Annotated in this window: 14 protein-coding genes and 1 pseudogene; 6 read left to right on the forward strand and 9 right to left on the reverse strand. The window is 59.4% G+C overall.

Annotated features, from left to right (window positions below):
- Positions 1–6: 6 nt before the first annotated feature.
- Positions 7–774: a 3-hydroxyacyl-CoA dehydrogenase gene (locus tag ABOK31_RS28900; protein WP_349962311.1), complete on the reverse strand. Its 768-nt coding sequence runs from the start codon at positions 772–774 to the stop codon at positions 7–9.
- 195 nt (positions 775–969) lie between these two features.
- On the opposite strand from ABOK31_RS28900, the gene ABOK31_RS28905 reads away from it, so the two are divergent.
- A complete protein-coding gene (locus ABOK31_RS28905) occupies positions 970–1,977 on the forward strand; it encodes an AraC family transcriptional regulator (RefSeq protein WP_349962799.1) in 1,008 nt (335 codons plus the stop codon).
- A gap of 72 nt (positions 1,978–2,049) precedes the next feature.
- On the opposite strand, the gene ABOK31_RS28910 is transcribed toward ABOK31_RS28905, so the two are convergent.
- The gene (locus tag ABOK31_RS28910) at positions 2,050–2,937 is read right to left on the reverse strand and encodes a LysR substrate-binding domain-containing protein (RefSeq protein WP_349962312.1); all 888 of its coding nucleotides are present in this window, start codon (positions 2,935–2,937) and stop codon (positions 2,050–2,052) included.
- 107 nt (positions 2,938–3,044) lie between these two features.
- On the opposite strand from ABOK31_RS28910, the gene ABOK31_RS28915 reads away from it, so the two are divergent.
- From ABOK31_RS28915 to ABOK31_RS28925, 3 genes are read left to right on the forward strand one after another with little or no spacing between them, the layout of a single operon-like run.
- On the forward strand, positions 3,045–4,298 hold the full coding sequence (locus tag ABOK31_RS28915; protein ID WP_349962313.1) for an aromatic ring-hydroxylating dioxygenase subunit alpha: 1,254 nt from the start codon (positions 3,045–3,047) through the stop codon (positions 4,296–4,298).
- Between the two features lie 10 nt (positions 4,299–4,308).
- Positions 4,309–5,370, forward strand: coding sequence for an FAD-binding oxidoreductase (locus ABOK31_RS28920; RefSeq protein WP_349962801.1), 1,062 nt, complete (start codon positions 4,309–4,311; stop codon positions 5,368–5,370).
- Between the two features lie 26 nt (positions 5,371–5,396).
- Positions 5,397–6,677, forward strand: coding sequence for a Xaa-Pro peptidase family protein (locus ABOK31_RS28925; RefSeq protein WP_349962314.1), 1,281 nt, complete (start codon positions 5,397–5,399; stop codon positions 6,675–6,677).
- A 35-nt stretch (positions 6,678–6,712) separates the two neighbouring features.
- Here ABOK31_RS28925 and ABOK31_RS28930 read toward each other — a convergent pair.
- The 3 genes and pseudogenes from ABOK31_RS28930 to ABOK31_RS28940 form a co-directional block, all read right to left on the reverse strand.
- Positions 6,713–6,820, reverse strand: a pseudogene (locus tag ABOK31_RS28930) (GFA family protein); the annotation flags it as partial.
- 86 nt (positions 6,821–6,906) lie between these two features.
- Positions 6,907–7,479 carry an S-(hydroxymethyl)glutathione synthase gene (gene gfa / locus ABOK31_RS28935; protein ID WP_349962316.1) on the reverse strand — a complete coding sequence of 191 codons (573 nt, stop codon included), beginning with the start codon at positions 7,477–7,479 and terminating at the stop codon, positions 6,907–6,909.
- A 445-nt stretch (positions 7,480–7,924) separates the two neighbouring features.
- Complete coding sequence (locus ABOK31_RS28940; RefSeq protein WP_349962317.1) at positions 7,925–9,961, reverse strand: NADH:flavin oxidoreductase; 2,037 nt, start codon at positions 9,959–9,961, stop codon at positions 7,925–7,927.
- A 145-nt stretch (positions 9,962–10,106) separates the two neighbouring features.
- Here ABOK31_RS28940 and ABOK31_RS28945 point away from each other — a divergent pair, with 145 nt between their 5' ends.
- Positions 10,107–10,736 (forward strand): TetR/AcrR family transcriptional regulator, encoded by a 630-nt coding sequence (locus tag ABOK31_RS28945; protein ID WP_349962319.1) that lies wholly within the window; start codon positions 10,107–10,109, stop codon positions 10,734–10,736.
- A gap of 206 nt (positions 10,737–10,942) precedes the next feature.
- Here ABOK31_RS28945 and ABOK31_RS28950 read toward each other — a convergent pair whose 3' ends face one another.
- The 4 genes from ABOK31_RS28950 to ABOK31_RS28965 all read right to left on the reverse strand — a co-directional run bounded on the left by ABOK31_RS28950 (position 10,943) and on the right by ABOK31_RS28965 (position 14,698).
- The gene (locus ABOK31_RS28950; RefSeq protein WP_349962321.1) at positions 10,943–12,136 is read right to left on the reverse strand and encodes an FAD-dependent oxidoreductase; all 1,194 of its coding nucleotides are present in this window, start codon (positions 12,134–12,136) and stop codon (positions 10,943–10,945) included.
- A 78-nt stretch (positions 12,137–12,214) separates the two neighbouring features.
- Positions 12,215–13,015, reverse strand: a complete 801-nt coding sequence (locus ABOK31_RS28955; protein WP_174172549.1) for an amino acid ABC transporter ATP-binding protein — start codon at positions 13,013–13,015, stop codon at positions 12,215–12,217.
- Positions 13,016–13,019: 4 nt separating this feature from the next.
- Entirely contained in the window at positions 13,020–13,760 is a 741-nt protein-coding gene (locus ABOK31_RS28960; protein ID WP_349962324.1) for an amino acid ABC transporter permease, read from the reverse strand.
- 14 nt (positions 13,761–13,774) lie between these two features.
- A complete protein-coding gene (locus tag ABOK31_RS28965; protein ID WP_349962326.1) occupies positions 13,775–14,698 on the reverse strand; it encodes a transporter substrate-binding domain-containing protein in 924 nt (307 codons plus the stop codon).
- A 112-nt stretch (positions 14,699–14,810) separates the two neighbouring features.
- Here ABOK31_RS28965 and ABOK31_RS28970 point away from each other — a divergent pair, with 112 nt between their 5' ends.
- On the forward strand, positions 14,811–15,497 hold the full coding sequence (locus tag ABOK31_RS28970) for a GntR family transcriptional regulator (RefSeq protein ID WP_174172552.1): 687 nt from the start codon (positions 14,811–14,813) through the stop codon (positions 15,495–15,497).
- Positions 15,498–15,553: the final 56 nt, after the last annotated feature.

A 15,553-nucleotide genomic window follows, 5' to 3' on the forward strand; every position in this document is an offset into this window, starting at 1 on the left:
CCTGCCTCAGTGCGGCGCCATGCGCAACGCGCCATCGAGGCGGATGACCTCGCCATTCAACATAGCGTTTTCGCAGATGTGGCGTACCAATGCGGCGAATTCCGCCGGCCTTCCGAAGCGCTGCGGAAAAGGTACGCTTTTGCTGAGCGAATCCTGCACCTCCTGCGGCATGCCGGCCATCATCGGCGTCTCGAAAATGCCTGGCGCGATGGTGACGACGCGAATGCCGCTGCGGGCCAATTCCCGGGCGATCGGCAGTGTCATGGCGGCGACGCCACCCTTGGAGGCCGCATAGGCCGCCTGACCGACCTGCCCATCGAAAGCGGCAATCGAGGCCGTGTTGATGATGACACCACGCTCGCCCTCCGCGTCAGGTTCTCCCTTGGCGATTGCCGCAGCCGCGAGCCGGATCATGTTGAAGGTGCCGATAAGATTGATGCCGATCGCGCGGGCAAAGCTGTCAAGCCGGTGCGGGCCGTTGCGGCCGATCACCTTTTCGCCGGGCGCGACGCCGGCGCAATTGACCAGCCCATGCAGATGGCCGAAGCGTTCCTGCGCCATCTCGATCGCGGCTTGAGCGTCCTGCTCCTGCGTGACATCCGTCCTGATAAAGACCGCGCGAATTCCAAGTTCGCCGACAATGCCGGCACCAGCATCGGCATTGACATCGGCGATGACCACGTTCGCGCCCTCACCTGCCAGCATTCGCGCAACCGAAGCCCCGAGGCCGGAACCGCCACCGGTAACGACGAAGGTTTTTCCCTGGATCAACATGATCGCTCTCCTCCAGCGCAGTCGATTTCAACCGAGAGCCTCCACGCTTCGTGCAGTCGCCCGCAGTATCGTATCCCCGGAAGAGCGCGATTCACCTTGCGCCTCGCCCAAGCTTACCGTCGCACGATATTGCATTCGATGACAAAAGCGTCTCAAATCAACGGCCAGTTTTACCATATTTCGCAGGTCATGACGATGACGGAAACCGCACGGCGGATGATATCACCTTTCTTCGTGAAAGAGGCGATCGACTGCCTCAGACGGCAGGGAAAATCCCCAGAACGATTGCTGGCGACACTCGGCCTGTCCGCCCAGATCGACGTGCCGATCTCCGCCGAAAGCTACGGTGCGCTCTGGCTTGCGATCGCGGCCGAGATGGATGACGAATTCTTCGGCATGGGCGGCAGACCCATGCGTCGCGGCAGCTTCACGCTGCTCTGTCATTGCGTGCTGCACGCAAGGACCCTCGACCAGGCACTACGGCGGGCGCTGAGGTTTTTGAACATCGTGCTGGAGGACCCGAAAGGACATATCGAAGTGGTCGACGGGCTGGCGCATATTGTGCTGACCGACCTCAAGAGCGCGCACTCCGCCTTCGCCTACCGGACCTACTGGATCTTGCTGCACGGCATCGCCTGCTGGCTCATCGGGCGGCGCATCCCCCTCCGGATGGTCGATTTTCGCTGCGCCGAGCCGGATCATGGCGCCGACTACCGGCAATTCTTCGGGGCGCCCGTGCGCTTCTCACAGCCGGCGAGCAGGCTTGCCTTCGATGCTTCCCTCCTCAAACTCGCGGTGACCCGCAGCGAGCAGGCTCTGAAGCAGTTTCTACGCAATGCGCCAGCCAATATTCTCGTGCGCTACCGCTATGACGCCGGCCTTGCGGCGAGCGTGCGCAAGCGGCTCCGCCAATTGCCGCCCGCCTCATGGAAGGCATTCGATGATCTGGCCGCGCAAATGCGCATGTCTCCTTCGACGCTGCGGCATCGCCTGCATGCCGAGGGCCAGAACTATGCCGCCATCAGAGATGAAATCCGCCGCGATCTTGCAATCGAGATGCTGCAAACGACTGAGTTTGGCGTCGGAGAGATCGCGACACGCCTCGGCTTTTCCGAACCCAGCGCCTTCCATCGGGCATTCCGAAAGTGGACCGCAAGAAGCCCGGCTGCATTTCGCAAGGAGATGAGCGCGCGAACGCCATAGTGTGTCGTTATGCCCAGCGACGGCGTTCACGATCTTGACAAGCCTTATCCAGATTGGGCTCCGAAGCTGGCCTTACCGCGTCAGGGCGTTGGCAAGCCAGTTTGCGGCGTGTTCCGCGGCAAGCGTACCGCGCGTTCTTGCTGGAAGGAGAACGTGATATTGGTCCGCGGTGGGTATCTCGGCCTCCTCCAAGGCGACGAGCGTGCCATCCTCCAGGAAGGTCTGGACAAGAAGACGCCAGCCGAGCGCGATCCCCTGCCCGGCACGGGCGGCCGCAATCGCTTCCGTATAGTGGTTGAAGCGAAGATGCGGCTTTATTCGCAAAGCCCGGCCCGTTTCCTGGACCCATTGCGTCCAGGAGAGCCATGAGCGGTCGTGAGCGTCCGTCTCTATGAACTCGTCGGCATCGGACATCTGCTCCGTCGGGCGACGCCGAAGATAGTCGGGCGAGCATACGGGAACGACGACGTCCTCCTGGGAGGCGACTATCTTGGCGTCGGCAAATGGCGGTCTCCCGTATCGGATGGCTATGTCTACGCCGCCGGCGTCGAGATCAATTCTTGCGTCCTGCGAGATGACCCTGATCTGTACGCCCGCATTCTCCCGCCGAAACTCTGCCAACCGTGGAAGCAGCCAGAAGGAGGAGAAGGCGACGGTCGCGCCGATCGTCACCACGTTCTGCTGGGAGGATGTGACGGCATCGACCGCATCCGCGATGCTGGCGAAGCTTTGCGCAAGCGTCGTTCCCAGGGTGAGGCATGCAGCAGTCGGTTCGATGGCGCGATGCTTGCGTACGAACATCGGTAGCCCGAGCTCCTCTTCCAATGTCGCGATCTGGCGGCTGACGGCTGCCTGAGTGACGCCAAGCTCGGCCGCAGCCGCAGTAAAGCTCCGATGCCGCAGAACGGCCTCGAGAGTCATCAATGCGGTCAGGGATGGAATTCGCCGCCGAAAGTTCATATGCATCCTTCACATTACATAATGTTATGCATTCGTGAAAATTAATGCCGTTGAAGCATAAGCGATGCAAGGGCAAACTGCGGATCATCAAGGCATAAGAGGTTATCATGCTAAACAGGCTTCCATCTTCCATCTCAGCCCTCCTTGAGGCACGCGCCGATGGTTATTCCCTGCCTGCCGGCCTCTATATCCGCGAGGATGTCTTCGAGGCCGATATCGACGTCTTCTTTCACAAGCACTGGATCTGCGTCGGCCTCGACTGCGACGTGCCGGAACCAGGCGATGCCACCGTTGTCGATATCGGCAAGACCAGCCTGATCCTGCTTCGCGACGACGACGGTGAAATTCGCGTGCTTCACAACGTCTGTCGCCATCGCGGGTCGCGCCTGCTCGATGCTGGCAAGACGATCGTCTCGAAGCTCGTCTGTCCCTATCATACATGGACGTACGAACTGACCGGCGAGCTAAGCTACGCACCGCATATGGGCAAGGACCTGGACAAGCAGTGCCATAGTCTGAAGCCGGTGAACTTCAAGTCGATCGGCGGCCTGATCTATGTATGTCTCTCCGACAATCCGCCGGAAGACATCGCAACCCTCGAACAAGCGATGATCGAACGCCTTGCGCCCTACGAAATTCGGAATGCCAAGGTCGCTCACCAGACTGACGTCATCGAGGACGGCAACTGGAAGCTCACGATCGAAAACAATCGCGAGTGCTACCACTGTTCCGCCAATCATCCCGAGCTCTGCGTATCCTTCGTCGACCTCGACTTCGGCTTCGATCCGGAGACGCTGAACCCCGAGGACCGCGAGCAGGCCGCCGAGCATTTCAGGCTCTACGACGAGCGGACAAAAGCCTGGGAAGCGGATGGTTTCCCGTCGGCAGCGGTCGAACAGCTCGCCGACTGCGCCACGAACTTCCGCACCCAGCGCCTGATCATTGCAGGTGCAGGTGAATCCCAGACACATGACGCGACTGCGGCATCGTCGAAGCTGCTTGGCCAGATGACCCGCAAGGATCTCGGCGATACGCATCTTTGGGGTCACAATAGCTGGAATCACTTCATGGGCGACCACGCCGTGGTCGCAATCGTCATCCCGCTCTCGGCCGGCAAGACGCTGGTCAGAACCAAATGGCTCGTCCACAAAGACGCTGTCGAAGGCAAGGACTACGACCTCGACAAGCTCACGGACGTCTGGATCGCCACGACGGACCAGGATGCGGACCTTGTCGCCCGCTCGCATGCCGGCGCGCTCGACCCTGCCTACCAGCCCGGCCCCTATTCTCGATTCTCGGAAACCAACCTGGACAAGTTCGCGGCCTGGTACATCGATCGGATGCGCACCCATGGGTATTGAGTTCGCTCAAATGCAGCGTGGTCAGGCCGCCGTTTGGGATCCAGAGCACGACGAAACGCTTGTATGCATCGACGTGCACCAGGAGACGCATGACGTGAAGAGCTTCACGTTCGCATCTCCGGAAGGCAAACACTTCAACTTCGATGCCGGCCAGTACTTTCTGTTCGATTTCCCGATGGGTTCGGATGGGGAAGCGCGCTGCTACAGCATCTCGTCATCGCCCCATCGCGGCAACGCGTTCACCGTCACGGTCAAGCGCGTACCCGGCGGCAAGGTCTCGAACTGGCTGCACGACAACATGGCTGCCGGCATGACTGTCAGGGGTCAGGGGCCGCTTGGTCACTTCATCCGTCCGAAAGGGGAGAAGACGAAGCTCCTGCTACTCTCGGGCGGCTCGGGCATCACGCCCGTCATGTCGATCACACGCGATCTGGCGGATCGATACGAACTCTCGGACATCGTTTTCCTTCACGCAGCGCGCACGCCTTCCGACCTCATCTTCCGCCATGACCTTTCCGGTCTCGCAACACGGATGAAAGGTCTGCGTCTCCAGTTCCTGCCGGAGACGGTGGCTGGCGAGCCGACCTGGCCGGGATTGACCGGACGGATCTCGCTCGAGTACCTCAAGCTTGCGGTTCCGGACATCGCCGAGCGTATCGTCATGTGCTGCGGCCCGGCACCTTTCATGGCCGCAGCCCGCGCGATCACAACCGCACTGGGCGTCCCCTCGACAAACTACATCGAAGAGAGCTTCGATGCGGCGGTCATCGACGAGCCGGGGCTGGACGTCGAGCAACAGCCCGCCCAGAAGGTCTATCAGGTCGAATTTTCGAAGCAAAAGCGGACGCTGCAAGTCTCCTCCGATCAGACAGTGCTCGCAGCCGCGAAGAAGGGCAGCATCAGGCTTCCTTCGTCCTGTTCGAATGGCGTGTGCGGTACGTGCAAATCGAAGCTCGTCTCCGGCTCGGTCGAAATGAACCACAATGGCGGCATCCGGCAGCGCGAGATCGACGCCGGGATGTTCCTGCCTTGCTGCTCGAAACCGCTTAGCGATCTTGTCGTTGATCGGTGACGAAGGATTGATGGGAGAGGAATCGAATGCTGGGCAGGGAAGAGAATTCGCCGCCATCATCAAGCGCGCCCGTCTTCAAGGACGATCGCAAGCAAGCCTATCTCAATCCTGATGGTGCCGATCGTCCCCTGATCAGCCCGATCCCATCGTCGACCCTCGACAGCGCAAGGCGTTACCGTCTGGGGCGTCTACGGGCAAAGATGAAGGAATGGGACTGTCCGGCGCTCCTGCTCTACGATCCGGTCAACATCCGCTACGCCTTCGACTGCTCGAACATGAGCATCTGGACGATGCACAATCCGTCCCGATACGCGCTTATTCTCGCCGACGGGCCGGCGATCATGTTCGAATTCGAAGGATCGGAGCACGTAAACGATGGATTGCCCGGCATTGACGAGGTTCGAACGTCGAAGTCCTTCCTCTTCTTCACTGCGGGCAATCTGGTCGAAGACCGGATGAAAGCATGGGCGGACGAGATTGCTGATGTCATCAAGCTCCACTGCCGCAACGGCAGGATCGCCGTCGACAGGCTTGAACCGGCGCCCGCCCATGAACTGCAAAGCCGCGGTTTCACCTTGCTCGACGGCCAGGAGCTCGCGGAACGCGCGCGCGCGATCAAGAGTGCGGAAGAAATCGAGCTCATGCGCTGGACGATCCGCGTCTGCGAGGCCGGCATGGCACGAATGTACGAGGTTTCCGAGCCCGGGCGCACCGAGCGGGAAATCTGGGCGGAACTCCATTTCGAGAATGCGCGCAGCGGCGGCGAATGGCTGGAGACCAAGCTCCTGACCGCAGGCCCACGGACGAACCCCTGGTATCAGGAATGCTCGGACTACATCATCAGACGTGGCGAGATGATCTCCTTCGACACCGATATGATCGGGCCCTATGGCTATTGCGCCGACCTTTCCCGTTCCTGGACCTGCGGACACGTGGCCATGAATGCCAAGCAGAAGGAACTCTATTCGGCAGCAAGAGATCAGATCGACCATAATCTTGCGGTCATCCGGCCTGGCATGACGTTTCGCGAGTTCAACGAGAAGAGCTGGCGAATTCCGGAAAAATACCTCCCCTACCGCTACACTTTGGCCGCGCACGGGACCGGCATGGCCGACGAATGGCCGGGCATTTTGTTGCATCCTGATTTCGACGAGAATTTCAGCGGCGTCATCGAAGAAAACATGGTGCTCAATATCGAAAGCCTCATTGCCGAAGACGGCTCCGAAAGCATCAAGCTCGAAACCCAGGCGCTTGTCACGGCAACCGGAAGCGAGCGCCTTGATACATTTCCCTGGGAAGAGATCTGACCGCAACAGAGCGATCGGCCGCCTCCAATACCGAGCTAATCGTATGGCCGTGCGGGAAGGTTACCAATGGCGTCGGCCCAGGGCAGCCCGGACGAGCACCAGATCTGCGATTGGGGTGGCAACTCGTATCTCTGGTTTTCGGTGCGCCCGCTTTCTCCTGGGTATGGCTCCTAAAAGTCTGGGGCAACGCCAGAACGGTTCTCACCGAAATGGCGTCGCCTTCGACCCTTTATGCGGGCAGAGCGCCGCTCTTCTTGGCGGTCCAAGTCGCGATGTAGTCCATCAGGCCGGGCGACAGGCAATCATAGGGCTCGAGGTCGGAAGATCTCAGCTTCGACCTGACCTCATCCATCTTCGAAGGATCGAAACCGCTTTCGATGATCGAGGAGACGAAGGCCGCAAAGCCCGGCTGCGCCCAGCCCTTGCCTTCGAAGCGCTCGGGATGGATGAACGACAAGCCCTGGAACGGATGTTCGCGTTCGACTGGCCCGTACATATGGACACCGCACTCCTTGCAGGCGTGGCGCTGGATCAGGGCGGCCGGATCGACCACCGCGAGCTTATTGCCGTTTTCCAGAACTTCGACCTTGTCGGTCGGAGCGACGGCCACGACCGAGAAGTTCGCGCCGGCAGGCTTCCAGCACTTCGTGCAGCCGCAGGCGTGATTGTACGCGATATCGCTGCCGACCTTTACCTTCACCGGATTGCTTGTGCAATTGCAAACAAGCGTCCCGCCGGCAAAGCTGGCATCGGTCGCCCGATATCCGGAATCCACGACCGGATGGATATTGATGCTACTCATAGATGCTCTCCTCCCTCCTGGGCCGGGCGGAATGCTCCGGCCGAGCTGCAGTCGCTCATTTCGCCAGCCTTTCAGCATGGCAGCGACGATGATCGTCCATGAACGTCGAATGAAGAAGCAGGAGTGGCCGCGGCCCTCCTCCGTCCTCAATTTAAGCTCGATACTTGCAGCCTCGCAAGCGTTCTTGAGTTCCGGAAGCCCGCAACCCATCCTCGATGAAGGTACGGGCTTCGTAATCGCGCCAGGCGGTCCCATTGGCATCGCGGTAGCCTCAAAAAACCAGGCGCGACCAGCCCGCTACGCTCGGATGGCAGATCGGCGCCAAGTCCGACGACGCTCCGCGCCAAAGCGTCGTCATCTTTCAGATGCGCCTTTCGCACTTTAGATCTTTGATTTCGCGCATGTCGTTGTCGCAAAACCGCTGCACATGTCTGCGCGGCGTGCTCTAGATGTCCTTTGCGATCCTCAGGCCATCGTAGATTGCGGCATGCGTATTGCGCGCGGCCACGGCATCGCCGATCCGGAAGAGCTGGAACCTGCCTTCCGGATTGCGGATGACGGATTGCGGCTTCCCGTCCAGGAGCTGATCATAAGAGGTCTCACCCAGATTGCTCGAACGCGGCTTGAGTTCGAAGTACAGCTCGTCGAGCGGGATTGTGCCGTGATTGATCACGATCTGATCGACGACACGCTGCTTGGAAACGCCGCCGTAGTCGCTTCCGACATTGGCAACGATCTGGTTGCCGTTCCTTTCGGCCGATTCCAGCCGGAACGTCACCGTGAAGGTCACATCGAGCTTCTGCAGCGAACGCATGTAAGGAACGAGATTCATCGCCATGACTTCGGGAGCAAAAGAGCGATCCGGCGTCATGATCTCGACCTTCGCTCCGGCCTTCGCCAGGAATTCTGCTGCCTGCAGACCTGCGTGATCACCGGCATCGTCGAATATGAGCACGTTCGATCCTGGTTTCACGTCTCCTGAGATTATGTCCCACGATGAAACCACGAGTTCGTTTCCCTTCGAAAGCACCTCAGTATGCGGCAGGCCGCCCGTCGCGATAATGACAACATCGGGATTTTCAGCCGCTATGGTTTCGGCTTCAGCCCATGTGTTGAAGTGAAAGGTGACGCCAAGCTTCTCGCACTGACTCATGCGCCAATCAATGATGCTGATCATCTCGCGGCGGCGTTCACTCTGCGCCGTGAGACGGATTTGACCGCCAGGGTCGTTCGCCGCTTCGAACACGACGACGTCGTGTCCGCGCTCGGCCGCCACCCGTGCGGCTTCAAGACCCGCCGGCCCCGTGCCGACAACGACCACCTTCTTGCGGATCTCCGCCTTCGTGATGATGTGAGGCATCGTCTGCTCGCGCCCGGTCGCCGCATTGTGAATGCAGAACGCCATGCCGCCCTGATAGATGCGGTCCAGACAGTAGTTGGCGCCCACGCAGGGGCGGATGTCCTCTTCGCGCTTCTCGATGATCTTGCGGACGATATGCGGGTCGGTCATATGGGCGCGCGTCATGCCCACCATGTCGACCTTTCCCGCCGCAATCGCGTGACGGGCGGTGGCTACATCGGGAATCTTGGCAGCATGAAACGTCGGGAAGTTCGTGGCAGCGCGAATCTCGCCTGCGAAATCGAGATGCGGGGAATTGGCCATTCCCTGGATCGGGATCACGTCGGTAAGTCCGGGGTCGGTGTCGATATGGCCGCGGATGACGTTGAGGTAATCAATCAAGCCGCTGTCGCGCAGACGCTTCGATATCTCAAGGCCATCCGCTTTGCCGGTACCGCCGGGAAGACATTCGTCGGCCGTGTATCGAACACCAAGGATGAAGTCGTCGCCCACCCTCTCCCGCATGGCCTTGAAGACGTCGAAACAGAAGCGCATGCGATTTTCGAGAGAGCCGCCATAGGGGCCCTCGAGTTCGTTGGTGAGCGGCGAGGCAAACTGGTCGATGAGGTGGCCATAAGCTTCAAGTTCGACGCCGTCCATCCCGCCCGCCTTCATGCGCTCGGCAGCGTCGGCGAAATCCTTGATGATGCGTTCGATGTCCCAGTCTTCGAGCTTCTTTGGAAACGCGCGATGAGCCGGTTCGCGGTGATGGGAGGGTGACACCACGGGCAGCCAGTCTCCCTTGTCCCAGCGCGTGCGCCGACCAAGGTGCGTCAACTGGATCATGATTGCCGCTCCCTCCTCGTGAACCGCGTCGGTCATCTCCCTGATCCACGGAACGATCTCGTCCTTGTAGGCGAGAAGGTTGTTGAATACTGGCGGACTGTCCTTGGATACGGCGGCTGAACCCGCTGTCATGGTTAGGGCCACGCCACCCTTCGCTCTCTCCAACGTGTATGCGCGATATCGTTCCTTCGGCATGCCCTCTTCGGGATACGCAGGCTCGTGAGACGTAACGATGATGCGGTTGCGCAGCGCCAGATGCTTGAGTTGATAAGGTTGGAGAAGAGGATCGTTCGACATGTGCCGGGCTCCAGATTAGGAATGCAACAGAACGCTAAACAGCAATGTACATAAGTGTCAATATTGGAAAACATATAAGTCTCTTTTCCAGACATAGATGTACATTTCCGTTGTGCGGGTGCTGCCGATTTGTTAGGAAACGACCATGGATCAGAGTATGAACGACAGCGGCCGGCGAGGATCGCAGGAGGGGTGGCTCGAGGCTGCCTACGCATTGCTGATCGATTCCGGTATCGATTCCGTGAAAATCCTGCCATTGGCGAAAAAGCTGAAGCTGTCACGCACAAGCTTCTATTGGTTCTTCAAGGATCGCGAGGAACTCCTCGACGCCCTTGTGGGAAAATGGCGGGACAAGAATACCGGGAATCTGATCAAGCAGTCCGAGGCATATGCGGAATCCCTTGTCGAGGCGATGTTTAATGTCTTCGACTGCTGGCTGAACAAGGACTTGTTCGATTCCCAGTTCGAATTCGCAGTGCGCAGTTGGGCCTTGCAGTCCCCGGACATCCTCAAGGAAGTTCGTGAAGCAGACCAGGCGCGAGTGGAAGCGCTCTCGCGAATGTTCATGAGGTTCGGTTTGGAGCCGGCAGCCGCCGATGTTCGCGCGCGGACGACCTACCTTGTCCAGATCGGCTACATTTCGATGCAGTCGCAGGAAGATATCGCTGTCCGAATGAAGCGCATTCCGGAATATATCGCGATTTATACCGGACAGAGTCCGCAGCAGCGAGAGCTGGATCGCTTCTTCGCCCGGCACGGTTACAAACCAGGCTAGGATGAAATACTGAACGAGCCGAGAAGGATTGGCACATCGGAGGCTGAGCTTGGCTCCAAGGGGCAATTGCCGGTAACCGTTTCGCCGCGCCGCCGGCCCGACGTTCTTCCTGATGCGCTACATCTCGCTCTTGATGCATTCGAATGGCTGCTCCACCGACCAAACCGTTGGTCGACGCGTATCGATCGGCCATCTCTTCTCGTGCTTTAATCGGCCAGCATTGCGCTGACCAGTTGGGCCGTGCGGGGCGCCAAGGTCAATCCGATATGCCCATGCCCGAAGGCAAGGATGACGTCTCTACCGCCTTTTGAAGGCCTGATGACCGGCACGGAATTGGGCATTGAAGGCCGAAACCCAAGCCAGGAACGACTTGGCGGCCCAAGTTCGGGGAAGAATCTGCGCGCATTCCTCACAAGGGCTTGCGTAAGCCGCGGATTCCCCGGAGCCGTCAAACCGCCAAGCTCCACCAGACCGGCAACACGCAGCCGCCCCTGCATCGGGCAAAAATAAAAGCCGTGGGCCGTCGGGCAGACCGGCCGCTCGACCGGCAGGTCCGGCATGTCATATTCAACGTGGTAGCCACGCTCGGTATCAAGCCGCACGGGATCACCGAGCGATGCGGCCAGTTTGCGCGAATGGGCGCCGGCGGCGATGACGACCGTGCGGACGCGCAGCTCGCAAGCCGAAGCTGCGATGCGCAGGCCGCTTCGCTCACGCACGATGTTGGTAACCGATGCCTGAACGAATTCCACGCCTGCCCGCTTCACCGCTGCAGTAAGAAGGCGCATCACCTCGCCCGGATCGCTAAGATTGATGGCGTTCGGGAAGAAAACCCCGCCTTCAAATCCAGTGAGGCGAGGCTCCAGCCGGGCTACCTCACCGGCCGAAAGAAGCTCTTGCGAAACGCCATAGTTGCGACGCAGCGCTATATCGGCACCAGCCGCCTTGAACGCCTTGCGCGTTTCATAAAGGTAGAGGCAACCCTTTGCGGACAGAAAGTTCGATGCGTTTATCTCCGCGGCAAACTCCGTCCAGGCCGACGAGGCGTCCGAAACAAGTTCGGCAATCCGACCGGCATTTCCGCGATAGCGGTGTGGGAGAGATTCGTAAGCGAACCGGGCAAGCCAGGGGAACAGGGTCGGCAACGCTGATGTCCGGACCGCCAAAGGGCTGTCCGGACTGAGGATAAGCGACAGGAAATTTCGAAGCACCGATGGGGTTCCCACCGGTATGATCGCATAGTCCGCCACGGTTCCCGCATTGCCGTAGGAGGCGCCTGATCCCGGCTCGTTCGGCTCGATGACGATGACCTCGCGCCCATCGGCACGAAGCCGAAGAGCAATCGCAAGACCAATGACGCCACCGCCCACGACGGCGATATCTGTCGAAATCCGTTTCATTTCATCCATATTTTTTCAGAGAGAAGCAGTCACCGGCGCGATCGCAATACCAGGGTGACACGACTGGAAACTTCGCGCTCAGCCCGGTTTTGCGTATCTTGCGACATAGGAAACGGTTCGAGGCTCCCTGGGATTGTCCAGCACATCTGCAGCCGGACCCTGCTCTATAATCCGACCGCCATCGATGAAAACGACCCAATCCGATACTTCCCGGGCGAATGGGAGTTCATGCGTGACGATGATCATCGTCATCCCGTCCCTTGCAAGCTCGCGCATCACCCGCAGCACTTCACCGGTCGATTCCGGATCGAGCGCGGAGGTCGGTTCATCAAACAGGAGAACGGTTGGCGACAGAGCCAGAGCCCGCGCGATCGCCACGCGCTGCTGCTCGCCGCCCGACATTTGTTCCGGATAGGCAAGCGCCCGGTGTACGAGGCCAACCCTGGTCAGCAATCGCACGGCGCGCTCCACCGCTTCGCGCTCCCCGATGGCCGCGGCGTGCATCTGCGCCAGCACGACATTTTCCACCGCGGTCAGATGCGGAAACAGATTGAAGCGCTGGAACACCATGCCGACCCGCTGGCGCAGCTTTGCAAGGTCTTTGCAGGTCACCGCTCCCTTCGAAAAGATTGCTTCGCCGTTTATGTCGATGGCGCCATCTTCGGGCTGTTCAAGCAAATTCACGCAGCGCATGAGCGTAGTCTTGCCGCCGCCGCTTTGCCCGATGATACTGACAATCCGGCCGCGCGGAACGTCGAGGTCTATGCCATCGAGAACCAATCTTCCATCGAAGGATTTTCGAAGTCCCCTGATCTTGATCGCGGTGGCGTTGTCGGGTGCGGTCACAAGGCGCTTTGGTTCGACTGTTATCTGAGCCATTCGTCTAACCCCCTGCCTGAATCAACGTTCTTGCCAGCCTCAACCGCCGGCGGCGACCAAACGACAAGGGTATGCCCGCATGGATCGTGCGCTCGAGCCAGAGGAGGCATTGCGAGACGGGATAGCAGACGGCGAAATAGACTGCCGCGATCACCAGATAGACCTCGAGCGATCGGAATGTCTCCGAAGCGATCAATTGCGCTCTCGTCATCAGCTCCGCCGCCGAGATCGTCACCAGCAATGAGGTCGACTTCAACAGGTCGACGAACATCGTATTGGTACCCGGCAGCGCAAGGCGGAGTGCTTGCGGCAAGATCACATGACCAAAGGTGGTGGCACGGCCAAGACCCAAAGCATGCGCCGCCTCATTCTGACCCGAGTGAATGCCAGCTATCGCCGCGCGAAAGATTTCCGACAAATAGGCTGCATAGAACAAGACCAGGCTGAGCACACCGGCCACAAAGACGCTGAATCTGATCCCGACCGAGGGCAAGCCGAAGTAGGTGACGAAGATGATGGCAAGCAGGGGCACATTCTTGAAGACTTCCGTGTAGATGGTCGCCGGCAGGCGCACGATGCGCAACCGATTGAGGCGCATCAAGGCAAGCGCGAGTCCGAGGATCGCCGCCCCAACGAAGCTAGCCACCGTATAGGCAAGGGTCCGTAAAAGACCCTCGCCGAGATTGCCTGCATAGTCGCCCCAGGGAACTTGAAACAATTGAGCAAGAGGTTGCCAAAAGCTCATGTCCGTTCCTCCATTCAATCAGCGACGGATGGCGGCGACCAGGTCTGCGGGCGATCGACGCCGCGCCGCTGTGCCGCCATATCCGGTGACGGAACCAGGAACTGCTTGGGATCGCCGCCCCATTTCGTCACGAGCGCGGCGAGCGAACCGTCCTTGTACATCGCATCGATCTGGTCGGAGATCGCCTGGGCAAGCTTCGGCGCCTGTTTGGGGAGATAGAAGCCGGTCATGTAGGGCTGGAAGTACTTGTAATCGGGATGAGCGGCGACCTGCTCCGCGGTCGGCGCATTGAGATAGGCAACCCGAAACTTCATATCGGGTCGTTGCTGCTGCTGATAGATGATCAGCAGCGGATCGAGAAAGCCGACGTCGAGCCTTCCCGACGAAAGATCCGAAAAGACGCTGTCGGCTGTCGGATAAGTTCGCGCATCGGCCTTCGGAACTTCGGCAATCGACTTGGCCCAGACATATCCGGTCACCGTGCCGAGTGCCTTGCCCTCCAGGCTCTTGACGTCGGGATAGGAAGCATCGCCATGCACAGCCATGGCCGGCGGCGAATAGTAGGGCGGATCGGTGAACAAGCCCACCTTCTGCCGTGCATCGGACCATGCGATGCCACCGATCGTGATATCAGCGCGCTGTGACTGTACCGAGGCAAGCATGCCGGGAAAATCGGTTGCCGTCGTCTCGATCTTGAGACCAAGCTTCTTGGCGACCGCGTCGAGAATGTCGCTATCGAGCCCGACGAGCTTTTCATCCTTCAATGCCGTGTACGGCATGTAGGGCTCTATCGCGACCTGCAGCACGCCCGGTTTCAGCGTCTCCAGGTCTGCAGCATTTACAACCGTAGCCACGGTCAGCATTCCAATCCCAAAGCCCAGGATTGCCGCCATCCCGCGTTTGAACCGCGAATGTGGGAAAATATCGTTGCTAATCATGTTCACCCTCCTTATATTTTTGTAATATATTACAGAGTATATTATCGAAGTGCATTGTCAAGTGATTCAGCTGGAAGCAGGCTGGATCACCCTCAGGATGGAGATGATGTGGATGGACACTTGGGTGTCGGAAGAAATGCTCGACGATCCGGAAGCGACGCTGACATTGGCTGAACGCACCTATCTACAGCTGCGCGAAGACATCATCACGGTCCATCTGGCACCTGGTACGATCCTGCGCGAAAATGACGTGATGCGTCGTCTCGACGTTGGCCGCACGCCCGTGCGGGAGGCATTTCTGCGACTGCAGCGCGACGGCTTCGTCGATGTCAATGCGCGCCGGGGCACTTTCGTCAGCAGGATCGACATCAGCGATCTCACGGCAATCTATGAAGCCCGGGCTAGGATCGAATCCTGGGCAACGCGACTGGCGGCAGAACGCTTGCGTGAGCCGGAACGCCTGGAAGCCGGCAAACTGATAGAAGCGCTAAAGGCGCTCTCCCTTCCTTCGGAGCTCGATGCCCTGCTTGCGCTCGACCGGCGCATTCACCGCTTTATCTATCGAAGCGCCAAGAACCGATACCTGTTCGACACGCTCGACCACTACCATAATCTTTCGCTCAGAATCCTGCATGTCGCGATGCGGCGGTTTCCTGAGCTCTCCCCGGGACTTGATAAGGTCGTACAGGAGCAGATCCTGATGCTTGAAGCCGTCTGCCGGGGAGATGCCGATACCGCGGAACGAATTGCGCTGCATCATGTCCTCAGTTTCGAACAGGACGTCCGCAAGGTCATTTGACCGCGTCGAAGAGGCTGAAGCTTTCCACTTCGCCGCACCTTTGGCTCGACGGATTT

It is taken from the genome of Rhizobium sp. ZPR4, from assembly GCF_040215725.1.
Lineage (GTDB): Bacteria > Pseudomonadota > Alphaproteobacteria > Rhizobiales > Rhizobiaceae > Rhizobium > Rhizobium rhizogenes_D.

Coding starts and splice junctions, on each gene's coding strand:
- ABOK31_RS28965 (WP_349962326.1), bottom strand. CDS start 14,698: ATGATTAGCAACGATATTTTCCCACATTCGCGGTTCAAACGCGGGATG.
- ABOK31_RS28960 (WP_349962324.1), bottom strand. CDS start 13,760: ATGAGCTTTTGGCAACCTCTTGCTCAATTGTTTCAAGTTCCCTGGGGC.
- ABOK31_RS28945 (WP_349962319.1), top strand. CDS start 10,107: ATGGATCAGAGTATGAACGACAGCGGCCGGCGAGGATCGCAGGAGGGG.
- ABOK31_RS28925 (WP_349962314.1), top strand. CDS start 5,397: ATGCTGGGCAGGGAAGAGAATTCGCCGCCATCATCAAGCGCGCCCGTC.
- ABOK31_RS28910 (WP_349962312.1), bottom strand. CDS start 2,937: ATGAACTTTCGGCGGCGAATTCCATCCCTGACCGCATTGATGACTCTC.
- ABOK31_RS28900 (WP_349962311.1), bottom strand. CDS start 774: ATGTTGATCCAGGGAAAAACCTTCGTCGTTACCGGTGGCGGTTCCGGC.
- ABOK31_RS28970 (WP_174172552.1), top strand. CDS start 14,811: ATGGACACTTGGGTGTCGGAAGAAATGCTCGACGATCCGGAAGCGACG.
- gfa (WP_349962316.1), bottom strand. CDS start 7,479: ATGAGTAGCATCAATATCCATCCGGTCGTGGATTCCGGATATCGGGCG.
- ABOK31_RS28940 (WP_349962317.1), bottom strand. CDS start 9,961: ATGTCGAACGATCCTCTTCTCCAACCTTATCAACTCAAGCATCTGGCG.
- ABOK31_RS28915 (WP_349962313.1), top strand. CDS start 3,045: ATGCTAAACAGGCTTCCATCTTCCATCTCAGCCCTCCTTGAGGCACGC.
- ABOK31_RS28950 (WP_349962321.1), bottom strand. CDS start 12,136: ATGAAACGGATTTCGACAGATATCGCCGTCGTGGGCGGTGGCGTCATT.
- ABOK31_RS28955 (WP_174172549.1), bottom strand. CDS start 13,015: ATGGCTCAGATAACAGTCGAACCAAAGCGCCTTGTGACCGCACCCGAC.
- ABOK31_RS28905 (WP_349962799.1), top strand. CDS start 970: ATGACGGAAACCGCACGGCGGATGATATCACCTTTCTTCGTGAAAGAG.
- ABOK31_RS28920 (WP_349962801.1), top strand. CDS start 4,309: ATGCAGCGTGGTCAGGCCGCCGTTTGGGATCCAGAGCACGACGAAACG.